This window comes from Hydrogenophaga sp. L76, from assembly GCF_057654755.1.
The window spans coordinates 162,998-181,079 of sequence record NZ_CM172807.1 but is presented as its reverse complement, the minus strand read 5'-3'; the positions used below and the strand labels follow the sequence as shown (position 1 = coordinate 181,079).

The following is an 18,082-nucleotide window of genomic DNA, read 5'->3' as shown; positions in this document are numbered from 1 at the left end:
GCACCCAGCCCCGCCAGAGCCAGAACGACGGAACGCAGAAGCGCCCCCCAGGGCGCCCGCGGAACCGGCTTCGCCGGGCCACAGGCTGCATCCCCCCTCGCAGAAGGGGGGAAGGCGCGAAGCAACGCAAGGGGGTTTCTCATTTTTTCCAGAAGTCGAAGAAGTTGAACCAGTTGTAGGGCGCCAACCTGCAAAGTCGCGCCAGGCTGTCGGCATAGGCCTGCACGGCCGCCTTGATCGCCGCGTCACGCCCACCGCGCTCGACATTTGAAAAATCGGCCAGCTGTTCGAAATGCAGCTGGTAGCGGTTGCCCCCGAGGTACAGACCCGCCATGAGGAACACCGGCCGCTTGAGCATCGCCGCCATGCGCCAGGGACCCAGCGGAAAAGCCGCCTGTTCACCCAGAAACTCGACCGACAGGGTGGCGTCATCGTTCAGCGATCGGTCCGCCAGCATGCCCACCAGATACCCTTCGTCGAGCTTGTCGCGAACCTCCAGCATCGACTCCAGGTGTCCCAGGGAGATGATATCTTGCATCGCCTTGGGGTTGATGGCCGCGAGCGTGGCGTTGAGCTTGCGCGCGTTCTGCTCGTACATCAGCATGGCCACGCGCAGCCCCTTCTTCCCCCGCCCCATGGAGCGCAGCACCTCAAAGCTGCCCAGGTGGGCCCCCATGAGCAGCGCGCCGGGCTGTTTTTCAATCGCCGCCAGCAACGCCTGGTCGCCCTTGACCTCGATGTCAAACACGTTGAAACGGTCGTTCAGCAGGTAGATGCGGTCGTGGATGGTGCTGGCGAAACTGAACACGTGGCGGTAGCCATCGCGCCAGCCCGCGTAGCGGCCCAGGACACGGTGCAGGTAGGCGCGGCTCGCACGGCGCGCCGCGGGCGCAAACAGCACGAAATAGACGGCGATGCCGTGCAGCACCAGACGCCCCACCCGCCGGCCGAACGCCAGCGAGATCCAGACCATCAGGCGAAGGATGGCCAGGTTGCTGCGCTCCTGGCGCCGCATCCACTCGGGTTGTGCGTCGGTCTGTCGGGTTCCGGTGTTCATGGGTTCAAGGGCTGCAGGCTGCCCGAGGCGACATCGCGGTCGCCACAGCGCACCACGAACGACAGCCCGCCCCGCGCCCCGTCCTGCAGCGTGAACACCAGTTCGTCATCCGGCCCGCAGGGGCTGAGGAACTTGGCCTGCGCGACCTGCCAGGCACCGCCCGCGAGCCCCAGGTGCGCTTGCGCCAGCAGCACGGCCTGATCCAGCAGGACCACGCCGGGCACGATGGGATGCCCCGGAAAATGACCGGCAAAGGCCGGGTGGTCGGGCGGCACGCGCCAGACCCGCTCAAGCACGACCATGACCCAACCGCTCCTGGTACAGCGCCAGCAGCGCCGTGCGCGGCAGCTTGCCGGTGCTGTTGCGCGGCAGCGCGTCCACCAGCACCAGCGGGCGCGGCAGGAAGACACGGTCGATGCGCTGGCGCAAGGCGCGCTGCAGCGAGTCCGCCGACACACCGGGCGCCACCACAAACGCCGTCAGCCGTGTGATGCCTTCGACCTCATCGCCCGCGGAGTCGGGCAGGAAAAAGGCGCCGTCGAGCACGCCTTCGATGGCACACAGCTGGTGGTTCAGGTAGGCCAGCGAGCTGCGTTTGCCCGCGATGTTGATCAGGTCGGCATGCCGGCCGTGCAGGAGAAAACGACCCTCGCCCTGGAGTTCAATGATGTCCGACAGCGGTACCCGGCCTTCCACATGGCCCTCGCGGGCATAGGTCGTGTCGTTCTCCTGCTCCAGCACGACGCCCGGCAGCAAATGCCACATGGGGCCGTCGGTGGTGCGCCGGCAGGCCAGCTGGCCCGACTCCGTCGAGCCGTAGATCTCGTGCACCGGTGCCCCGCTGCGCTGCTCGGCGCGCGCAGCGAGTTCGGTGCCCAGCGGCGCGGTGGCGGACAGGCACATGTCCAGCGCCGGCCAGTCCAGATCGGACGCCAGCAAGGCCGACAGGTGGAAGGGTGTGGTGACCAGCATGCGCGGCCGCGGCACGGCCTGCAGCGCCTCCACCACATCCTGCGGGTAGAACGGCTTGCCGCTCCAGAAACTGCAACCGCCGTGCAGCGCGAGCAAAAAGGTGGACTCAAACCCGTAACTGTGCTGCGCCGGCACGGTGCCCACGAGCACCGTTCGCTTTCCACCCAGCCCCAGCCCCGCGGCCTCGGCCTGCCCGTTCTGCACCAGTCGGCCCCAGGTCTTGGCGTGCGGCTGCGGCAGACCGGTCGAACCCGAGGTGAACAGGATCGCGACCACACGATCGGCATCCACCACCGGCATCTCCTGCGCCGGTGAGCGGGGCAAAGTGGCCAGATCGGGAAAGTCGATGCAAGGCAGGTCGGCCACATCGAAGGGACCATCCACCACGCCAAAAGTACCGGGATGGTCCTGCGCCAGCCGCTGCAGGGTCTCCCCCGAGTGCGAGGCCGGTTGCAGGCTGGTCTTGCCCGCGAGCACGCAGGCGGCAAACAGCACCGCGAAGTGGTACCGGTCTTCGCACAGGTTGAGCACCCCCTGGCCAGCGGGCAACACGCCGGCCACCGCCTGGGCATCGGCCAGGAAGTCGCGCACCGTCACCGGACCCGAAGGACGCCAGGCGAGCACGTCGTCCAGCCCGTGAGCACTGATCAAGGGCAGCCGGCTCATGCGCCGCCAGCCTGAAACCGCCAACAACCCCTTGCTCGCGAAACGCCCCAGGTCATTTGGTGCGCTGGCTGGCGATGTGGGTCGTCAGCGCACGCAGGGACGCGTAGATCTTGTCGTTGTTCTCGTTGTCCGAGCGCAGCTGGAAACCGTAGTGCTTGGAAATGACGAGCGAAATCTCGAGCATGTCGATCGAGTCGAGACCCAGCCCCTCGCCGTACAGTGGATCGTCGGGTTTCACATCCTGGGGCTGCACGTCCAGGTTGAGGGCCTCCACGATCAGCGCAGCCACCTCGCTCATGAGGTCTTCGAACGGGACGTTGGCAAAGTTTTCTGACATGGGGATTCCCTGGTATTCAGTGGGTAGGCGTCGGGGCGGCGGCAAAGACCAGCACGGCATTGCTGCCACCAAACGCAAAGGAGTTGGACAGGGCAGCACGCAAGGGAATCTGGCGGCGGCCTTGATAGACATGATCCACCCCTTCGCAGGCGGGATCAAGCCGACCCTCCAGGTGCGCGGTCGGAGGGATCGCCTGCTCGCGCAGCGCCAGCACGGTGGCCAGCGCCTCGATGGCGCCCGCGGCGCCCATCAGGTGGCCATGCATGGATTTGGTGGCGCTCACGGGCAGCGCGGGCGCCAGATCGCCAAAGACCTGGCGCAGGGCCGCGATTTCCACCGGGTCACCCTCCTGGGTCGCGGTGCCATGGGCGTTGACGTAATCGATATCGGCGGGTGAGAGCCCGGCATCCGACAACGCGGCCTGCAAGGCACGGGCCTGGCCCTGTGGGTCGGGGCGAACCAGGTGGTTGCGGTCGCAGCTCGCACCGTAGCCGACGATCTCCCCCTGGATGCGGGCACCCCGAGCCACGGCGTGATCCCAGTCTTCCAGCACCAGCGCAGCGCCGCCTTCACCCAGCACCAGACCTCGGCGATCGGCCGAAAACGGCCGGCAGGCCGAAGGTGCGGTCTGCTCGTCGCCGGGAGAAATCAGGCGCATGGCTTCCCACGCACGCGCCACACCGTAGGTCTGCGTGCCGTCGGAGCCTCCCGTGATCGCCACCGTCGCCTCACCCGAGCGCACGCGCCGGAAGGCCTCACCAATCGCAACCGAAGAAGAAGAGCAGGCCACGGTGTGGCTCATGCTCACTCCGCCCAGACCGAGCTGAATGGAGAGGTGTGCATTGACGGCATTGTTCATGCCCATCACCACGCTCAGCGGCGACAGGCGCTCGCGCCCGTTCTGCCACATGTCTCGGTAGCCCTTCTCGAAGGCCATGATGCCGCCCAGCGCCGTGCCCCAGATGCAGGCCCAGTCATTGCGCTCGTCCAGATCGGCGGGCAATCGCTCCAGTCCGGCGTCTTGCCAGGCTTCGAAAGCCGCGGCCACACCCAGCTGTGCGAAGCGTTCCATCATCGACGCCAGCGGTTTGCCCAGCGCCGCAACAGGATCAAACCCGGTGCAGCTCACGAACGGCATGGCCAGGGGCCTGGGCTTGTCATCGGTCTGGAGGTAGCGCACCGCCGAACGACCCGCGAGAAGGTGTTCAAAAAAAGGGGCCGCTCCATCCCCGTAGGGGCTGACCAGACCCAGCCCCGTGATGGCCACACGGCGTCGGGTCATGATGCGGCGACTTTGGCTGCGCGCAGGGCGTCGATCAGGGTCACCATCTCGCCGACAGTCTTCGGGATGACCACACGGGAGTCGATGGAAATTCCCAGGCGGTCTTCCGCCTCGAACATCAGCTCTGCGAGCATCAGCGAATCAACACCCAGATCAGCGAGCAACGCACCAGGAACCACCGCCTCGGGCGCTGCACCCAGGCGATCGTGGAGAAATTGGCGAATCAGTTCGGTCGATTGCATGGCATACATTCAATGGCTGGCTGTCTTGCTCGACCCCGACACCCGGTAACGAATGCCCAGCAGGTCCGGAGGGTCGGCGAGGAGCCTCAACCCGGGCACAGACCGCCGATCAGCGCGGAATTTTCAGTGATTTGATTGTACAGCCGGCACAATGCGGGCTGCCCTTCACCCGACCCCACCATGACCCTTCCTCAGCGAGACACCGCACGCCCACAAGCAACGCTTGTTGCCATGCCCACCTCCGAAATCACGCCCGGTCCTGCCGGAACATCGGGATGGCTGGGCAGGCTCGGGCGGCGCTTTGTCATCTACTGGCCACTCAAGGGATTTGGCACCACGACCTTCATGGCGCTGTTTTTCTGGAGCTATTTCTGGATCCTGGAACACCCGCGCAGCGTGGCCGTGGTCATGCCCGAAATCTGGCTGGACCGCTGGATCGGTTTCGTGCCGTCCGCGTTTCCGATCTACGTGTCGCTCTGGCTCTACGTCTTCCTGCCACCCGCGGTGATGGGCAATCTGCGTGCCCTGGTGTGGTTTGGCGTCTGGGTGGGGGCCATGTGCCTGTTCTGCCTGGCGCTCTTCTGGTGGTTTCCGACCCAGACACCCTTGGTCGACATGGACTGGAGCCTCTACCCCGGCCTGGCCGTGGTCAAGGGGGTGGACGCGGCCGGCAACGCCTGCCCTTCGCTGCATGTGGCTTCGGCGGTATTCAGTCTCTGCTGGCTGCACCGCATCGTGGCCCAGCTGCGCGCCCCCAGAGTGCTGCAGTGGCTCTCCGCCGTGCAATGTGTGGCCATCGTCTGGTCGACCATGGCCACCCTGCAGCATGTGGCCCTCGACGTGTTTGCGGGTGTCGTGGTGGGACTGGCCTTCGCGGCCGCCTCGCTGGCCCACGTGAAGAACACCGCCTGAACCTGCGCAACAGTCAGTCACGGAGGACGCGCAAGACGTCAGAGTGGAACTCGCGGCTATAGAGAATGGCCACCACCGTCAGCGTGCCCAGCACCATCGCCAGCGGCGATACGAACCAGGCCAGCGCGGCAAACGAAAAGTAATACGCACGCAGACCGTCGTTGAAGGTTTCGGCGGCGGCGCCCACCATGGCGGCCGCGCGATCGGCGTACTGGTTGCGGTCGAACTTGCCCGATTCAAAGTCCTCGGGCGGCGGCATGGCGCCGATCACCAGCGCGACAAAGGTGTACTGGCGCATGCACCAGGAAAAGCGGAAAAACGCGTAGACGAAGATCGCCACCAGCACCAGGATCTTGAACTCGAAGACGATCAGCGAGGTGGCCTGCGCAAAAGGAATCTCGTTCATCAGCTCGGACGCCTTGTCGGTCGTGCCCAGCAAGGCGAACAGACCACCGATCACCAGGATCGAGGTGGACGAGAAAAAAGCCGGTGTGTTCGACAAGGTCTGGGTGATCAGGCCGTCGAGCATGCGCGGGTCTCGCATGGCGGCCTGGCGCATCCAGTAGGCCCGGTAGCGGTTGGTGGTCACCAGCAGCGAGGAGCGGCGTCGACCCCAGACACTGGCGAACCAGGCGTAGCCCACCCACAAGGCAAAAAAGCAGACCAGCGCCAGCCAGTCTGCCCAGGGGAGGATGTCGATGATCTTCATCCGGCGGATGTTAGCCGCACGAAGCCGCCAACCGGCCGCTCAGCCCTTGAATTTTGCCGCCACCTCGGCGACGCGTTCCCCGAACAGGCGCGCCGTTTCCAGATCACCGGGCAGCATCTCATTGGCACTCGCGTCCGACGGGCTTTGTGCGATCGCGCCGCTGTACGACACCAGGTAGTTCACATCATCGCGCTGTGCAGCCTTGGTGTTGCTGGGCATGAGGCCCTGGCTCACCCAGATCATGCCGTGCTGCATGGACAGCGTGAACAGGTAGTGCAGCGTGGACAGCTTGTCGCCGTTCATGCCGGCGCTGTTGGTGAAACCGGCCGCGAGCTTGTCTTTCCACTGCTGGGAAAACCAGGGTTTGCTGGAGGCATCGGCGAATTTCTTGAACTGCCAGCTCACGCTGCCCATGTAGGTGGGTGAGCCCATGATGATGGCGTCGGCCGCGGCCAGCGCTTCCCAGCCGCCCTCGGGCAGATTGCCGTCGGCGTCGATGGCGATCAGTTCGGCGCCTGCGCCACTGGCCACCGATTGCGCCATGCGCTGGGTGTGACCGTAACCCGAGTGGTAAACCACAACAACGTTTGCCATTGGAGACCTTTCAGAAAAGCGCCGCAGCGCGGGTGGGGAAAAGGGACTCGAAGACCACTCAGGCCGGGCGGCGGGCGTCCAGGCTGAAGGCGCCGGCACCGAAAGCTGCGAGCGCCAGCAGGCCGCCCGTCACACCGATGTTCTTCATGAACATCAGCTGCTGCATCATTTGCTGCTCGGCCGGCATGGCCCAGTAGTTGTGGAAAAAGAACGAGGCGCCCAGCGTGAACAGCGCCAGAGCCAGGGCAGCCCAGCGCGTGCCGAAGCCGATGATCAGAGCCAGGCTGCCCAGCACCTCCACCGCCATGGCCACCGCAGCGGCCACGGTGGGCATGGGCAGGCCCACCGATGCGATGTAACCGGCCGTACCGGCAAAACCGGTGATCTTGCCGATGCCGGCGGGCAGGAACAGGGCCGCCAGCAGCAGGCGGGACAACAGGGCGAGGGGGTTTTGCAGGGTGTGCATGGAAATGTCCTTGGAATGAAGTCTGGGGTGGGTCAAAAAGCTTGTCTGTGCGTCAGGCCACAAGGTCAAACACCAGCACCTCGGCGTCGTCGCCGCGAGCCAGGGTGAGTCGCTCGGCCTCGGCGATCAGCGCCGCGTCGCCGGCCTGCAGACGCTGGCCGTTCACGTCGAGCGCGCCGCGCACCAGGTGCACGTAGGCCTTGCGCTTCGGGTCCAGCGCCAGCTCGGCGCTTTCGCTGCCGTTGAAGAGGCCGGCGTACAGGGCCGCGTCGGCGTGGATGCTGACCGAGCCCCTGGCGCCGTCGGGCGAAGCCACCAGGCGCAGCTGGCCGCGCTTTTCGGTCTCGGAAAAGCTGTTCTGTTCGTAGCCGGGATCGATGCCCTTCACATTGGGTTCGATCCAGATCTGCAGGAAGTGCGTGGTCTGGTCGGGTGCGTGGTTGAACTCGCTGTGGCGCACGCCGCTGCCGGCGCTCATGCGCTGCACGTCGCCGGGCGGGATGCCCTTGACGTTGCCCATGCTGTCCTTGTGCGCCAGGTTGCCCGACAGCACATAGCTGATGATTTCCATGTCGCGGTGGCCGTGCGTGCCGAAGCCGGTGCCCGGTGCGATGCGGTCTTCGTTGATCACGCGCAGGTTGCCCCAGCCCATCCAGGCGGGGTCGAAATACTCGGCGAACGAAAAGGAGTGGAAGCTCTTGAGCCAGCCGTGGTCGGCGTAGCCGCGGGCGTCGGAACGTCGGATCTGCATCATGGTGTCTCGTCCTTTCAAGGGGGTGGTGCCGGCCGGTTGCGGGATCGCAGCAGCTGGCATGGATTGAATTGTGGAACCGCCACCCCCCGGTGTGTTTGCACGGTTTTGATGGCATCATTCAATTCAATTGAACACACCAGTTTCGCAAGCACCATGGCCAGTCCCAGCCCCCGCGCCGCCCTGTCCCCCGAAAACCTCGGTCTTCTCGAAGCCGTGGCACGGCTCGGCAGCATGGCCGCCGCCGCGCGCGAACTGGGCATGGTGCCCAGCGCCCTGACCTACCGCATCCGCCAGATCGAGGACGCGCTCGACGTGCTGCTGTTCGACCGCAGCGCGCGACGCGCCCAGCTCACGCCCGCCGGCGCCGAGCTGCTGCGCTGCGGGCAGTACCTGCTGAACGAGCTCGATGCGGTGGCCCAGCGCGTCAAGCGCGTGGCCACCGGCTGGGAGCCGCAGATCACCATCGCGGCCGACGCCATCATTGCCCGCGCGACCCTGTTCGAGCTGTGCGAGGCTTTTTACGCCGAAGGCGCTCCCACGCGCCTGAAGCTGCGCGCCGAAACGCTCTCGGGCACGCTCGAAGCCCTGCAAAGCGGCCAGGCCGATCTGGCGCTCGGCGTGCCCAGCGAGATGGCACAACCCGAAATCCAGACCGCGCCGCTGGGCAGCGTGCCGTTCGTCTACGCGGTGGCGCCTCACCATCCGCTGGCGGCAGCCACCCACAGCCTGAGTGACGAAGAGCTGCGCCTGCACCGCGCCGTGGCCGTGGCCGACAGCACCCAGCGCGGCAGCGGCGTGACTTACAACCTGCTGCCGGGGCAGGACGTGCTCACCGTGCCGACCATGCAGCACAAGCTGGAAGCGCAGCTGCGCGGTCTGGGTACGGGCTTCCTGCCGCAAACGCTGGCACAACCCTTCATCAACGCCGGGCGCCTGATCGTGAAGACCGTGCAGCGCCCCAACCGCAGCATCCGCGTGGCCTACGCATGGCGCCAGCCACGCAGCGCGGGCGACACCGGGCGGGCGCTGCGCTGGTGGCTGGAGCGCCTGCAGCACCCCACCACCCGTGCCGCCCTGCTCCACAACCATCACCAGATTTGATGCAGCCGGGGTTCACGCCAACAGGCAGGCTGCTACAGTCAACCTCAACCGTCCCGCAACACAGGCGCCCCGAGACATGACCACCAGCAAAAAAACCCGCACCCCGTCCGCAGCCGTCCCGCGCAAGCCGGCCCGCACCCCCCAACCCAGGAAACCGACCCCGATGCACATCGCGGTGGTGGGCGCCGGCATGGCCGGCGTGGCCTGCGCGCGCACGCTGCTGCAGGCGGGTCACCGCGTCACCCTGTTTGAAAAGAGCCGCGGCTTCGGTGGCCGCATGTCCACCCGCCGCAGCGAATTCGGCGGCTTCGACCACGGTGCGCAGTACTTCACGGTGCGCGACAAGCGCTTCGCCCAGGCACTGCAGACCGCACAGTCCGTGGTGCGCCCCTGGAGTGCGAACACGGTGCGCGTGCTCGACGAATTCGGTCATGTGCTGGCCAGTTCCCCGCCGCCGTCCGAACCGCATTTCGTGGCCACACCCGGCATGAGCGGTCTGGTCGAGCACTGGGTCCAGCCGCTGGCCCACCCCGAACTCTTCGGTGACCTGCCCGCGCGCACGCTCACCGAAACCCGCGTCACCCACATCGAACGCGATGTGCTGAATCCCGAGCAGTGGCAGCTGCGCACCGAAGACGTCGAAGGCGGCCAGCACGTGCTCGGTGGCTTCGACCGCGTGGTGCTCGCCATTCCGCACCTGCAGGCCCACGACCTGCTGCTGGTCTCCGGCCACTCGCCCGAGCTGCGCCAGTCCCTCGCCCCGGTGCAGGTGGCCCCCTGCTGGACGCTCATGGTCGCCTACCCCCAGGCCATGCAGCCCGGCCTGCCGCACATCGGTCCGCAGTGGAACGCCGCGCGCAGCATCCACCACCGCATCAGCTGGCTCGCGCGCGAAAACAGCAAGCCGAGGCGCGAGCCCATCGAGCGCTGGACCATCCAGGCCAGCCCCGAATGGTCGGCCAAACACCTTGAAGACGATACCGAGCGCGTCAAGGCCAAGCTGCTCAAGGGTTTTGCCGAAATCACCGGCATCCGCGCCACCCCCACCCACGCCGTGGTGCACCGCTGGCGCTTCGCGCAGACGCAGCAGCCGCTGGGCCGGCCCTACGTGTACGACAAGTCGCTCGGCATCGGCCTGTGCGGCGACTGGTGCCTGGGCCACCGCGTGGAAGACGCCTTTGTCTCCGGGCTCGAACTCGCTCTCGAAATGATTTGACCCCCCCTGCGCCGCTGCGCGGCTTCCCCCCCCGGGGGACAACACCAGCGGTCTGGCGAAGCCAGTCCCGCGGTGTGTGCTGGCACAGACACGCGCTCCGAGTACATGGCTTTGTCGGTTGCATCGTCCTACCGCGGGCGCTTCGCGCCCTCTCCCACCGGCCCGCTGCACGCGGGATCGCTCGTCGCGGCGCTGGCCAGCTGGCTTGACGCCCGCGCCCACGGCGGCATCTGGATCGTGCGCATCGAAGACGTGGACACGCCGCGCTGCGTGCCCGGTGCCGACCGTCTCATCCTGCAGCAGCTCGCCACTTGCGGCCTGGTCAGCGACGAACCCGAGGTCTGGCAATCAGAGCGGGGTGTGCTCTACCTGCAGGCACTGAACCAGCTCGTCGTCAAGGACCGTGCCTACCCCTGCGGCTGCTCGCGCAAGGACATCGAAGCGGCCTTGCACGCGGCAGGGCTGGGTCGCGAGCGCCATCACGCGGCCGTCTACCCCGGCACCTGCCGCCCCGAAAACGGCGGGCTGCAAGGCAAGCCCGCGCGCGCCTGGCGCTTCGCGGTGCCGAGCGAGCCGGCTGTCATGACGTGGACCGACCGCCGCCTGGGCCCGCAGGCGCAGAACGTGGCCCGCGAGGTCGGTGACTTCATCCTGCGACGCGCCGACGGCCTCTGGGCCTACCAGCTCGCCGTGGTGGTGGACGACGCCGCGCAGGGCATCACGCACGTGGTGCGCGGCGAAGACCTGGCCGACAACACGCCGCGCCAGATTGCGCTGCAGCGGGCGCTGGGCCTGCCCCTGCCGGCTTACCTGCACACCCCGCTGGTGCTGGGCGCCAATGATGAAAAGCTCAGCAAACAGAACGGGGCACAGGCACTGGACCTGAGCGAACCGGTGCTGGCGCTGCACCAGGCGGCCGCGACACTGGGACTGCTGGCCGCTCCGGGATCGGTGCCGGAAGCCCTCGCCGCCTGGGTCGCTCAGTGGAGGGACGCTCAGTCTCTCAGCCTTTGCGCCCGCCCATGACCAGTAGCAAGCCCCCCACCGCGATGGCACCGATGCCCGCCCACAGCGGCACATTGACGGTCTTCTTTTCCTTCACGGTCAACTCCAGCGGGCCCAGCTTCACCGCCGTGCTGTCCTGGGTGTAGCTGAAGCCGCCGTAGATCAGGGCCAGCGCGCCGCCAGCGATCAGGACCAGGGCAATGAGTTTGGTGGCGTTCATGGTGATTCTCTGAAAAGGTTGTGGAGTCTGTCACCCCCATTCTGCCCCCGACGGGAAATCAGGGCACGCGCCGCGCCACCAAGCCGGGCTCCTACAATCTCCCACCCCTCTCGCGCCGCACCATGAACCCTGACATCCCCGACAACGCCACCGCCGACCAGGCACCCCCTCCCGCCGGAACACCACAGCCCGATGGCGTGCCCTTCATGCGCGTGATCAAGAGCTACGTGCTGCGCGCCGGGCGCACCGGCCCGGGCCAGGCCCGCGCCTACGAGCAGTTCGGTCCGCAGTTTCTGCTCAACTACGACGCCAGCCAGACGCTGGACACCACGGCCGCCTTCGGCCGCGCGGCGCCGCTGATCATGGAGATCGGCTTCGGCATGGGCGGCGCCACCGCGCACATCGCCACCGTGCGCCCTGGCGACAATTTCCTCTGCTGCGAAGTGCACGAACCCGGCGTGGGCGCGCTGCTCAAGCTCGTGGGCGAAGCGGGCCTGCAGAACATCCGCATCTTCCGCCACGACGCGGTCGAAGTGCTTGACCACATGCTGCCCGAGGGCAGCCTGGACGGCGTGCACATCTTCTTCCCCGATCCCTGGCACAAGACGCGCCACCACAAGCGCCGCCTGATCCAGACCCCGTTCGTGAACCGCCTGGCGCGGCACCTGAAACCCGGTGGTTACCTGCACCTCGCGACCGACTGGGAACCATATGCCCAGCAGATGCTGGAAGTCCTGAGTGCCGAGCCGCTGCTGAAGAACACGGCCGCGGCTGGCAGCGACGGCTACGTGCCCAAGCCGGACTACCGGCCCTTGACCAAATTCGAGAACCGCGGCATCCAACTGGGCCACGGCGTGTGGGATCTGGTGTTTGTGCGCGCCTGAATTGAAACACCCCCCGCACCGCTTCGCGTCACCCCCCTCCAGGGGCGGCACTGGCCGTCTGGCAAAGCCCGCCCGGCGGTGCCTGCGGGTGGCGTTGTTTCATGCGGTGAGGGTGGTGCTCCCGCGCCGCGGAAAACTGATACCGAACATCGGGTCAATCGTCCTCGTCCGAGTCCAGTGCCGCGTCGGCACCGGCACCGATGAGCTGGCCGCCGATGCGGGCCGTGCCGACCGCCGCGTCCACCGCGAGGCCGGCCACGCCCACTACTGCCGATGCAGCCACATCGACCACGGCCACCACAGCGCAGCCGCTCAGCAGCAGGCTGCTCACACCAAGCGCCAGCGCCAGGCGGGCACGGATGACGGTGTCGGAGAGGTTGGCGGCTTTGATCACGGCGGGGTCCTGTGGTGAAGGCGCAGAGAATACCCGCATTTCCTTCGCTCACCCTCCTCCGCCGTGGCCCGATCCTCCAAGAACCCGCTCATTCCCGCCCGCGACGGCGTGTCGCCCAGCTGCGTCGCACTGCCTGGGGTCAAAGCCGGTGACGCCCGCTGGCCCGGCGTGATCGACTTTCTGGACGAACGCCTGCCAAAGGTGGGGCGCGCGGCGTGGGCCGAGCGGCTGGCCACGGGCGCGGTGCTGGACGAAGCGGGCCAGGCCGTACCGCCCGAGGCGCCGTACCGGGGCAATACGCGGCTGTATTACTACCGCGAGCTGCCGGACGAAGAGGTGGTGCCATTTGAAGAAACGGTGCTCTACCAGGACGCGCATCTGGTGGTGGCCGACAAACCGCACTTTCTGCCCGTGACGCCGGGCGGGCGCTATGTGCAGCAGACTTTGCTGGTGCGCCTTCAACGCAAGCTCGGCCTGCCACAGCTGGCACCGCTGCACCGCATTGATCGCGAAACCGCCGGGCTGGTGCTGTTGGCCGTGAATCCCGCCGAGCGCGGGACCTACCACGCGCTCTTCAGTGGGCGAACCATGCAAAAGACCTACGAGGCCATCGCGCCGGCCACCGACGCATTGAGCTGGCCGCACACGCGCCGCAGCCGCCTCGTGGAGCATCCGACCGATTTTTACCGCATGAACGAGGTGGCTGGCGAACCGAACAGCGAGACGCGCATCGGTGTGCTGGAGCGGCTTGGTGACTGGGCGCGGTACGCGCTGGAACCCGTCACCGGCAAGCGTCACCAGCTGCGGGTGCACATGAACGGACTCGGCCTGCCCATCGTAGGCGACCAGCTCTACCCGACCGTGCGGCACGGGCCAGACGAAGAGGAAGATTTTTCTGAGCCGCTGCGCCTTCTGGCCAAGGGTATGACGTTCACCGACCCGGTGACCGGCGAGGCGCGGCGGTTTGAGAGCGGGCTGAGCCTGGACTGGCCAGACACATAGCCCCCAAGCGTGCTCCCGCCGTCGGCGGGGCCCCGGGGCTCCACCGCTGCGCGGGTCGCTGCCCCCCGTGGGGGCTGTTTCGCCTTGGGGCGGCCCGGCGGCGAAACCCTGGGTTACAGGCGCTCGGCCACCCAGGCCTGCACCGAAGCCAGCGCCTTCGGCAGGCCCGACGCATCGGTGCCACCGGCCATGGCCATGTCGGGCTTGCCGCCGCCCTTGCCGCCCACCTGCTGGGCCACAAAGTTCACCAGCTCGCCGGCCTTGACCTTGGCCATCACGTCGGCCGTCACGCCCGCAGCGATCTGTACCTTGCCGCCGTCCACCGCAGCCAGCACGATGGCGGCGGATTTCAGCTTGTCCTTCAGCTTGTCCATGGTCTCGCGCAGGCCCTTGGCGTCTGCGCCGGCCAGCACCGCCGACAGCACCTGGATGCCCTTGACCTCCACCGCCTGGTTCACCAGCTCGTCGCCCTGCGCCGAGGCCAGCCGACTCTTGAGCGCGTTCATGTCCTTTTCCAGATCGCGCATCTGGTCCAGCAGCGCACCCACGCGCGCGGGCACCTCGCCGGGCGTGACCTTGAGCGTGCCGGCCACACCGCCGAGCGTGGCTTCCATGCCCTGCACATAGCTCAGCGCGTTCAGGCCCGTCACCGCTTCCACGCGACGCACGCCAGCGGCCACGCCGCCTTCCGCGGTGATGGTAAAGAAGCCGATGTCGCCCGTGGCCTTGACGTGTGTACCGCCGCAGAGTTCGCGGCTGGAGCCGATGTCGAGCACACGCACCGACTCGCCGTATTTCTCGCCGAACAGCATCATGGCGCCGGTCTTCTGCGCCGATTCGATGTCCATCACGCGCGCCTGCGTCGCCGCGTTGGCCACGATCTCGGCGTTCACACGCTGCTCGATGTCGCGGATCTGCGCATCCGTCACCGGCGCGTTGTGCGTGAAGTCGAAACGCGTCTTGTCGGCGTCGACCAGGCTGCCCTTCTGCTGCACATGCGTGCCCAGCACCTCGCGCAAGGCCTTGTGCATCAGGTGCGTGACCGAGTGGTTGCGCACGGTGGCGGCGCGCTGCGCGGTGTCCACCGCCGCGGTGACGGTGTCGCCCACGGCCAGCGTGCCCTGCTCCATCACGCCGTGGTGGCCGAACACGTCGGACTTGATCTTCTGCGTGTCGCCCACAGAAAACTTCGCCGAGCCGCTGGTGATGAGCCCTTCGTCACCGACCTGGCCACCGCTCTCGGCGTAGAAGGGCGTGGTGTCCAGCACCACGACACCTTGTTGCCCTGCCTTGAGTTCGGCCACGGGCGTGCCGTCCAGGTACAGCGCCACGACCTTGGCCGTGGCTTCGAGCTGTTCGTAACCGACGAAAGTGTTGCCGGCCCCGGTGTACTCCAGCGCCTTGTCCATCTTGAACTTGCCGGCTGCGCGGCCCTTGGCCTTCTGCGCTTCCATGGCGGCGTGGAAACCGGCCTCGTCCACCGTCAGGCCGCGCTCGCGACAGACATCGCCCGACAGGTCGAGCGGGAAGCCGTAGGTGTCGTGCAGCTTGAAGGCCACGTCGCCCGGCAGCACTTTCGCACCATCGGCCAGGGCTGCGTCCAGAATTTCCATGCCGTTGGCCAGGGTTTCGTAGAAACGCTCTTCTTCGGTCTTGAGCACCTCGCCGATGCGCTGCGCCTGGTTCGCCATGTTCGGGTAAGCCTCGCCCATCACGGCCACCAGATCGGGCACCAGCTTGTGGAAGAACGGGGTTTTCTGGCCCAGCTTGTAGCCGTGGCGGATAGCGCGGCGCACGATGCGGCGCTGCACGTAGCCACGGCCTTCGTTCGATGGAATCACGCCGTCGCTGATCAGGAAGGCGGTGGCGCGGATGTGGTCGGCGATCACCTTGAGCGAGGGGTTGTTCAGGTCTTTGGTCCCGGTCTCGCGGCCAGCGGCCTTGATCAGCGCGTCGAAGATGTCGATTTCATAGTTGCTGTGCACGTGCTGCAGGATCGCGGCCAGGCGCTCCAGGCCCATGCCGGTGTCCACGCAGGGCGCGGGCAGCGGCGTGACGGCGCCGGTCTCGTCCATGTTGAACTGCATGAACACGTTGTTCCAGATCTCGATGAAACGGTCGCCGTCTTCATCGGGGCTGCCCGGGGGGCCGCCGGCGATGTGGTCGCCGTGGTCGTAGAAGATTTCCGAGCAGGGGCCGCAGGGGCCGGTGTCGGCCATCATCCAGAAGTTGTCGCTCTTGTAGCGGCCGCCCTTGTTGTCGCCAATGCGGATCACACGCTCGGGCGGCAGGCCGATTTCTTTGGTCCAGATGTCGTAGGCCTCGTCGTCCTCTTCGTACACCGTGGCCAGCAGGCGCTCGGCCGGCAGCTTGTAGACCTCGGTCAGCAGCTCCCAGGCCCACTTCAGGCTCTCGCGCTTGAAGTAGTCGCCAAACGACCAGTTGCCCAGCATCTCGAAGAAGGTGTGGTGGCGCGCGGTGTAGCCCACGTTTTCCAGGTCGTTGTGCTTGCCGCCGGCGCGCAGGCAGGCCTGCACCGAGGCCGCGCGCACGTAGGGACGCTTGTCGGTACCGAGGAACACGTCCTTGAACTGGACCATGCCCGAGTTGGTGAACATGAGCGTGGGGTCGTTGCCCGGCACCAGCGGGCTGGACGCCACCACGGTGTGGCCCTTGGAGGCGAAGAAGTCCAGGAAGGTCTTGCGGATGTCGGCAACGGAGGCGGGGCGGGTCATGGTGGCCTTTGGAGGGGTTCTGTCGATCGGGTGCAGCCGGTGCACATGTGCACCAAACCCGGTATTTTCGCAAACTGGCGGGGCTTGTGCCTGGTGGGCCGCATCGGGCCCGGAAAACCGGGTGTCAGGCGCTCGTGCGGCCGCTTTTCAGGAAAGCCAGCACCTGCGGCTCTTCGGTGAAGGCCACGTTGAAGCGGAACCAGGGGCTGGGCTGCAGGTCGGGCGCGAACAGGTGGCCGGGCCCGAGCAGGATGTCCTGCTCCGCGGCCTTGTAGGCCAGCTCGGTCGCGTTGGCAATGTCGGGATGGCGTGCCCAGAGGAACATGCCGGCCTTGGGCTCGCAGAACAGCTCGAAGCCCAGGTTCTCCAGCTGCTGGGCCACGCGCTGGTGTGCCTGTGCCAGGCGTTCGCGCAGGCTGCGCAGGTGTTTGCGCCAGCGCCCGTCCACCAGCGCGCCGTAGGCCAGGCGCTCGTTGAACTCGGACGAGGTCAGGCCCGAGATCATCTTGAGCTGGGCAAAGTCTTCCAGCAGGTCGGGCGGCGCGGCCAGGAAACCGACGCGGATGTTGGGTGAGATGGTTTTTGAAAAACTGCTGATGTAGACGACCCGTTGCAACTGGTCCAGGCTGGCCAGCGAGGGCCGCGGCTCGGGGTCGAGGTCGGCGTAGATGTCGTTTTCCACCACCGTGAACTGGTGCTGCTCGGCCAGCTGCACCACACGGTGCAGGTGCGCCAGGTTGGCCACCGAACCGGTGGGGCTTTGCAGGCGCGGCTGGGTGAAAAACACCTTGGGCTGGTGCTCCAGCACCAGGGCTTCGAGCGCGGCCAGGTCGTAGCCGGCTGGCGTGCGCGGCACGCCGATCAGCCGGGCACCCAGGAAACGCAGTGAAAACAGCAGATTGGGGTAACCGGGGTCGTCCACCAGCACTGGATCGCCCGGGCGAATCAGGCGGCGCGCCACCAGGTCCATGGCCTGGCTGGAGCCCTGGGTGAGCAGCACCTGGTCGGCGCTGACGGCGATCTCCTGCTCGGCCAGCAGGTCGCGCACCAGCTGGCGCAGTGGCGCAAAACCCTTGGGTTCACCGTAGCCACCCAGGTCCACGTTTTCAGACGCCAGCGTGCGCAGGCTGCGGCGCAGGCCTTCTTCAAACAGCCAGTTGCCCGGCAACCAGCCGCAGCCCGGTTTCATGCGCAGCGCGCGCGCCTCGAACACCCGGCGCAGGTACCACATGGAGTCGAAGTTGTAGTTCGCCGTCTCGGCGGGCACGGTGCCCGGCGCCTGCGGTGCCACGCCATCGCGCTTGCGCACAAAAAAGCCCGAGTGCGGGCGCGAGACGAAATAGCCCAGCGCCACCAGCCGGTCGTAGGCATCGACCACGGTGTACACGCTCACGCCGTGGGCATGGGCGAACTGGCGGATGGAGGGCGCCTTGGAGCCCGGGCGCAGGTTGCCGCTCTGGATCAGGTCGCGAAACCCCTCGACGATCTGCACCACGAGCGGGCTGGTGCTTTTGGGGTTCAGGGTGAACATCGG

Annotated in this window: 20 protein-coding genes; 6 read left to right on the top strand and 14 right to left on the bottom strand. The window is 66.9% G+C overall.

Going from position 1 to position 18,082, the window contains the following annotated elements:
• Positions 1–139: 139 nt before the first annotated feature.
• Genes AC23D4_RS00880 through AC23D4_RS00855 form a run of 6 tightly spaced genes read right to left on the bottom strand, consistent with a single transcriptional unit; the run spans position 140 to position 4,556 of the window.
• Positions 140–1,057, bottom strand: coding sequence for a lysophospholipid acyltransferase family protein (locus tag AC23D4_RS00880; protein WP_472888464.1), 918 nt, complete (start codon positions 1,055–1,057; stop codon positions 140–142).
• The gene (locus AC23D4_RS00875) at positions 1,054–1,359 is read right to left on the bottom strand and encodes a 3-hydroxyacyl-ACP dehydratase FabZ family protein (RefSeq protein ID WP_472888463.1); all 306 of its coding nucleotides are present in this window, start codon (positions 1,357–1,359) and stop codon (positions 1,054–1,056) included. Before AC23D4_RS00875 ends, AC23D4_RS00880 begins: the two co-directional genes overlap by 4 nt.
• Entirely contained in the window at positions 1,346–2,695 is a 1,350-nt protein-coding gene (locus tag AC23D4_RS00870) for an AMP-binding protein (protein WP_472888462.1), read from the bottom strand. Before AC23D4_RS00870 ends, AC23D4_RS00875 begins: the two co-directional genes overlap by 14 nt.
• Positions 2,696–2,747: 52 nt before the next feature.
• Positions 2,748–3,032 carry a phosphopantetheine-binding protein gene (locus AC23D4_RS00865; protein ID WP_305363104.1) on the bottom strand — a complete coding sequence of 95 codons (285 nt, stop codon included), beginning with the start codon at positions 3,030–3,032 and terminating at the stop codon, positions 2,748–2,750.
• 16 nt (positions 3,033–3,048) lie between these two features.
• Positions 3,049–4,314 carry a beta-ketoacyl-[acyl-carrier-protein] synthase family protein gene (locus AC23D4_RS00860; RefSeq protein WP_472888461.1) on the bottom strand — a complete coding sequence of 422 codons (1,266 nt, stop codon included), beginning with the start codon at positions 4,312–4,314 and terminating at the stop codon, positions 3,049–3,051.
• Positions 4,311–4,556 carry an acyl carrier protein gene (locus AC23D4_RS00855; RefSeq protein WP_472888460.1) on the bottom strand — a complete coding sequence of 82 codons (246 nt, stop codon included), beginning with the start codon at positions 4,554–4,556 and terminating at the stop codon, positions 4,311–4,313. The genes AC23D4_RS00860 and AC23D4_RS00855 overlap by 4 nt, the downstream gene beginning before the upstream one ends.
• A gap of 231 nt (positions 4,557–4,787) precedes the next feature.
• Between AC23D4_RS00855 and AC23D4_RS00850 the strand changes: the two genes are divergently transcribed.
• On the top strand, positions 4,788–5,468 hold the full coding sequence (locus tag AC23D4_RS00850) for a phosphatase PAP2 family protein (RefSeq protein WP_472888459.1): 681 nt from the start codon (positions 4,788–4,790) through the stop codon (positions 5,466–5,468).
• 13 nt (positions 5,469–5,481) lie between these two features.
• Here AC23D4_RS00850 and AC23D4_RS00845 read toward each other — a convergent pair whose 3' ends face one another.
• The 4 genes from AC23D4_RS00845 to AC23D4_RS00830 are packed head-to-tail and all read right to left on the bottom strand — an operon-like array spanning position 5,482 to position 7,991.
• Positions 5,482–6,177 carry a DUF599 domain-containing protein gene (locus AC23D4_RS00845; RefSeq protein WP_472888458.1) on the bottom strand — a complete coding sequence of 232 codons (696 nt, stop codon included), beginning with the start codon at positions 6,175–6,177 and terminating at the stop codon, positions 5,482–5,484.
• Positions 6,178–6,216: 39 nt separating this feature from the next.
• A complete protein-coding gene (locus AC23D4_RS00840) occupies positions 6,217–6,771 on the bottom strand; it encodes a flavodoxin family protein (RefSeq protein WP_210822836.1) in 555 nt (184 codons plus the stop codon).
• A gap of 58 nt (positions 6,772–6,829) precedes the next feature.
• The gene (locus AC23D4_RS00835; protein WP_472888457.1) at positions 6,830–7,237 is read right to left on the bottom strand and encodes a DoxX family protein; all 408 of its coding nucleotides are present in this window, start codon (positions 7,235–7,237) and stop codon (positions 6,830–6,832) included.
• Between the two features lie 52 nt (positions 7,238–7,289).
• Positions 7,290–7,991 (bottom strand): pirin family protein, encoded by a 702-nt coding sequence (locus AC23D4_RS00830; protein ID WP_472888456.1) that lies wholly within the window; start codon positions 7,989–7,991, stop codon positions 7,290–7,292.
• Between the two features lie 153 nt (positions 7,992–8,144).
• Here AC23D4_RS00830 and AC23D4_RS00825 point away from each other — a divergent pair, with 153 nt between their 5' ends.
• The 3 genes from AC23D4_RS00825 to gluQRS all read left to right on the top strand — a co-directional run bounded on the left by AC23D4_RS00825 (position 8,145) and on the right by gluQRS (position 11,334).
• Entirely contained in the window at positions 8,145–9,092 is a 948-nt protein-coding gene (locus tag AC23D4_RS00825) for a LysR family transcriptional regulator (protein ID WP_472888455.1), read from the top strand.
• Positions 9,093–9,168: 76 nt separating this feature from the next.
• Positions 9,169–10,308 carry an NAD(P)/FAD-dependent oxidoreductase gene (locus AC23D4_RS00820; protein WP_472888454.1) on the top strand — a complete coding sequence of 380 codons (1,140 nt, stop codon included), beginning with the start codon at positions 9,169–9,171 and terminating at the stop codon, positions 10,306–10,308.
• 105 nt (positions 10,309–10,413) lie between these two features.
• Complete coding sequence (gene gluQRS / locus AC23D4_RS00815) at positions 10,414–11,334, top strand: tRNA glutamyl-Q(34) synthetase GluQRS (RefSeq protein ID WP_472888453.1); 921 nt, start codon at positions 10,414–10,416, stop codon at positions 11,332–11,334.
• Here gluQRS and AC23D4_RS00810 read toward each other — a convergent pair.
• Positions 11,312–11,533, bottom strand: coding sequence for a hypothetical protein (locus AC23D4_RS00810; protein ID WP_177135341.1), 222 nt, complete (start codon positions 11,531–11,533; stop codon positions 11,312–11,314). The two genes, gluQRS and AC23D4_RS00810, sit on opposite strands and share 23 nt — an antisense overlap.
• Before the next feature lie 122 nt (positions 11,534–11,655).
• Here AC23D4_RS00810 and trmB point away from each other — a divergent pair, with 122 nt between their 5' ends.
• Entirely contained in the window at positions 11,656–12,417 is a 762-nt protein-coding gene (trmB, locus tag AC23D4_RS00805) for a tRNA (guanosine(46)-N7)-methyltransferase TrmB (protein ID WP_290971317.1), read from the top strand.
• Between the two features lie 154 nt (positions 12,418–12,571).
• On the opposite strand, the gene AC23D4_RS00800 is transcribed toward trmB, so the two are convergent.
• Positions 12,572–12,811: a hypothetical protein gene (locus AC23D4_RS00800; RefSeq protein WP_226466130.1), complete on the bottom strand. Its 240-nt coding sequence runs from the start codon at positions 12,809–12,811 to the stop codon at positions 12,572–12,574.
• 63 nt (positions 12,812–12,874) lie between these two features.
• On the opposite strand from AC23D4_RS00800, the gene AC23D4_RS00795 reads away from it, so the two are divergent.
• Positions 12,875–13,813: a pseudouridine synthase gene (locus AC23D4_RS00795; protein WP_472888452.1), complete on the top strand. Its 939-nt coding sequence runs from the start codon at positions 12,875–12,877 to the stop codon at positions 13,811–13,813.
• A gap of 113 nt (positions 13,814–13,926) precedes the next feature.
• Here the strand turns inward: AC23D4_RS00795 and alaS are convergent, their stop codons facing one another.
• Complete coding sequence (alaS, locus tag AC23D4_RS00790; protein WP_472888451.1) at positions 13,927–16,548, bottom strand: alanine--tRNA ligase; 2,622 nt, start codon at positions 16,546–16,548, stop codon at positions 13,927–13,929.
• Positions 16,549–16,672: 124 nt separating this feature from the next.
• On the bottom strand, positions 16,673–18,079 hold the full coding sequence (locus AC23D4_RS00785) for an aminotransferase-like domain-containing protein (RefSeq protein ID WP_472888450.1): 1,407 nt from the start codon (positions 18,077–18,079) through the stop codon (positions 16,673–16,675).
• Positions 18,080–18,082 lie beyond the last annotated feature (3 nt).

Coding starts and splice junctions, on each gene's coding strand:
- AC23D4_RS00865 (WP_305363104.1), bottom strand. CDS start 3,032: ATGTCAGAAAACTTTGCCAACGTCCCGTTCGAAGACCTCATGAGCGAG.
- AC23D4_RS00820 (WP_472888454.1), top strand. CDS start 9,169: ATGACCACCAGCAAAAAAACCCGCACCCCGTCCGCAGCCGTCCCGCGC.
- AC23D4_RS00845 (WP_472888458.1), bottom strand. CDS start 6,177: ATGAAGATCATCGACATCCTCCCCTGGGCAGACTGGCTGGCGCTGGTC.
- AC23D4_RS00860 (WP_472888461.1), bottom strand. CDS start 4,314: ATGACCCGACGCCGTGTGGCCATCACGGGGCTGGGTCTGGTCAGCCCC.
- AC23D4_RS00840 (WP_210822836.1), bottom strand. CDS start 6,771: ATGGCAAACGTTGTTGTGGTTTACCACTCGGGTTACGGTCACACCCAG.
- AC23D4_RS00835 (WP_472888457.1), bottom strand. CDS start 7,237: ATGCACACCCTGCAAAACCCCCTCGCCCTGTTGTCCCGCCTGCTGCTG.
- AC23D4_RS00850 (WP_472888459.1), top strand. CDS start 4,788: ATGCCCACCTCCGAAATCACGCCCGGTCCTGCCGGAACATCGGGATGG.
- AC23D4_RS00880 (WP_472888464.1), bottom strand. CDS start 1,057: ATGAACACCGGAACCCGACAGACCGACGCACAACCCGAGTGGATGCGG.
- trmB (WP_290971317.1), top strand. CDS start 11,656: ATGAACCCTGACATCCCCGACAACGCCACCGCCGACCAGGCACCCCCT.
- gluQRS (WP_472888453.1), top strand. CDS start 10,414: ATGGCTTTGTCGGTTGCATCGTCCTACCGCGGGCGCTTCGCGCCCTCT.
- AC23D4_RS00785 (WP_472888450.1), bottom strand. CDS start 18,079: ATGTTCACCCTGAACCCCAAAAGCACCAGCCCGCTCGTGGTGCAGATC.
- AC23D4_RS00855 (WP_472888460.1), bottom strand. CDS start 4,556: ATGCAATCGACCGAACTGATTCGCCAATTTCTCCACGATCGCCTGGGT.
- AC23D4_RS00875 (WP_472888463.1), bottom strand. CDS start 1,359: ATGGTCGTGCTTGAGCGGGTCTGGCGCGTGCCGCCCGACCACCCGGCC.
- AC23D4_RS00830 (WP_472888456.1), bottom strand. CDS start 7,991: ATGATGCAGATCCGACGTTCCGACGCCCGCGGCTACGCCGACCACGGC.
- alaS (WP_472888451.1), bottom strand. CDS start 16,548: ATGACCCGCCCCGCCTCCGTTGCCGACATCCGCAAGACCTTCCTGGAC.
- AC23D4_RS00810 (WP_177135341.1), bottom strand. CDS start 11,533: ATGAACGCCACCAAACTCATTGCCCTGGTCCTGATCGCTGGCGGCGCG.
- AC23D4_RS00825 (WP_472888455.1), top strand. CDS start 8,145: ATGGCCAGTCCCAGCCCCCGCGCCGCCCTGTCCCCCGAAAACCTCGGT.
- AC23D4_RS00870 (WP_472888462.1), bottom strand. CDS start 2,695: ATGAGCCGGCTGCCCTTGATCAGTGCTCACGGGCTGGACGACGTGCTC.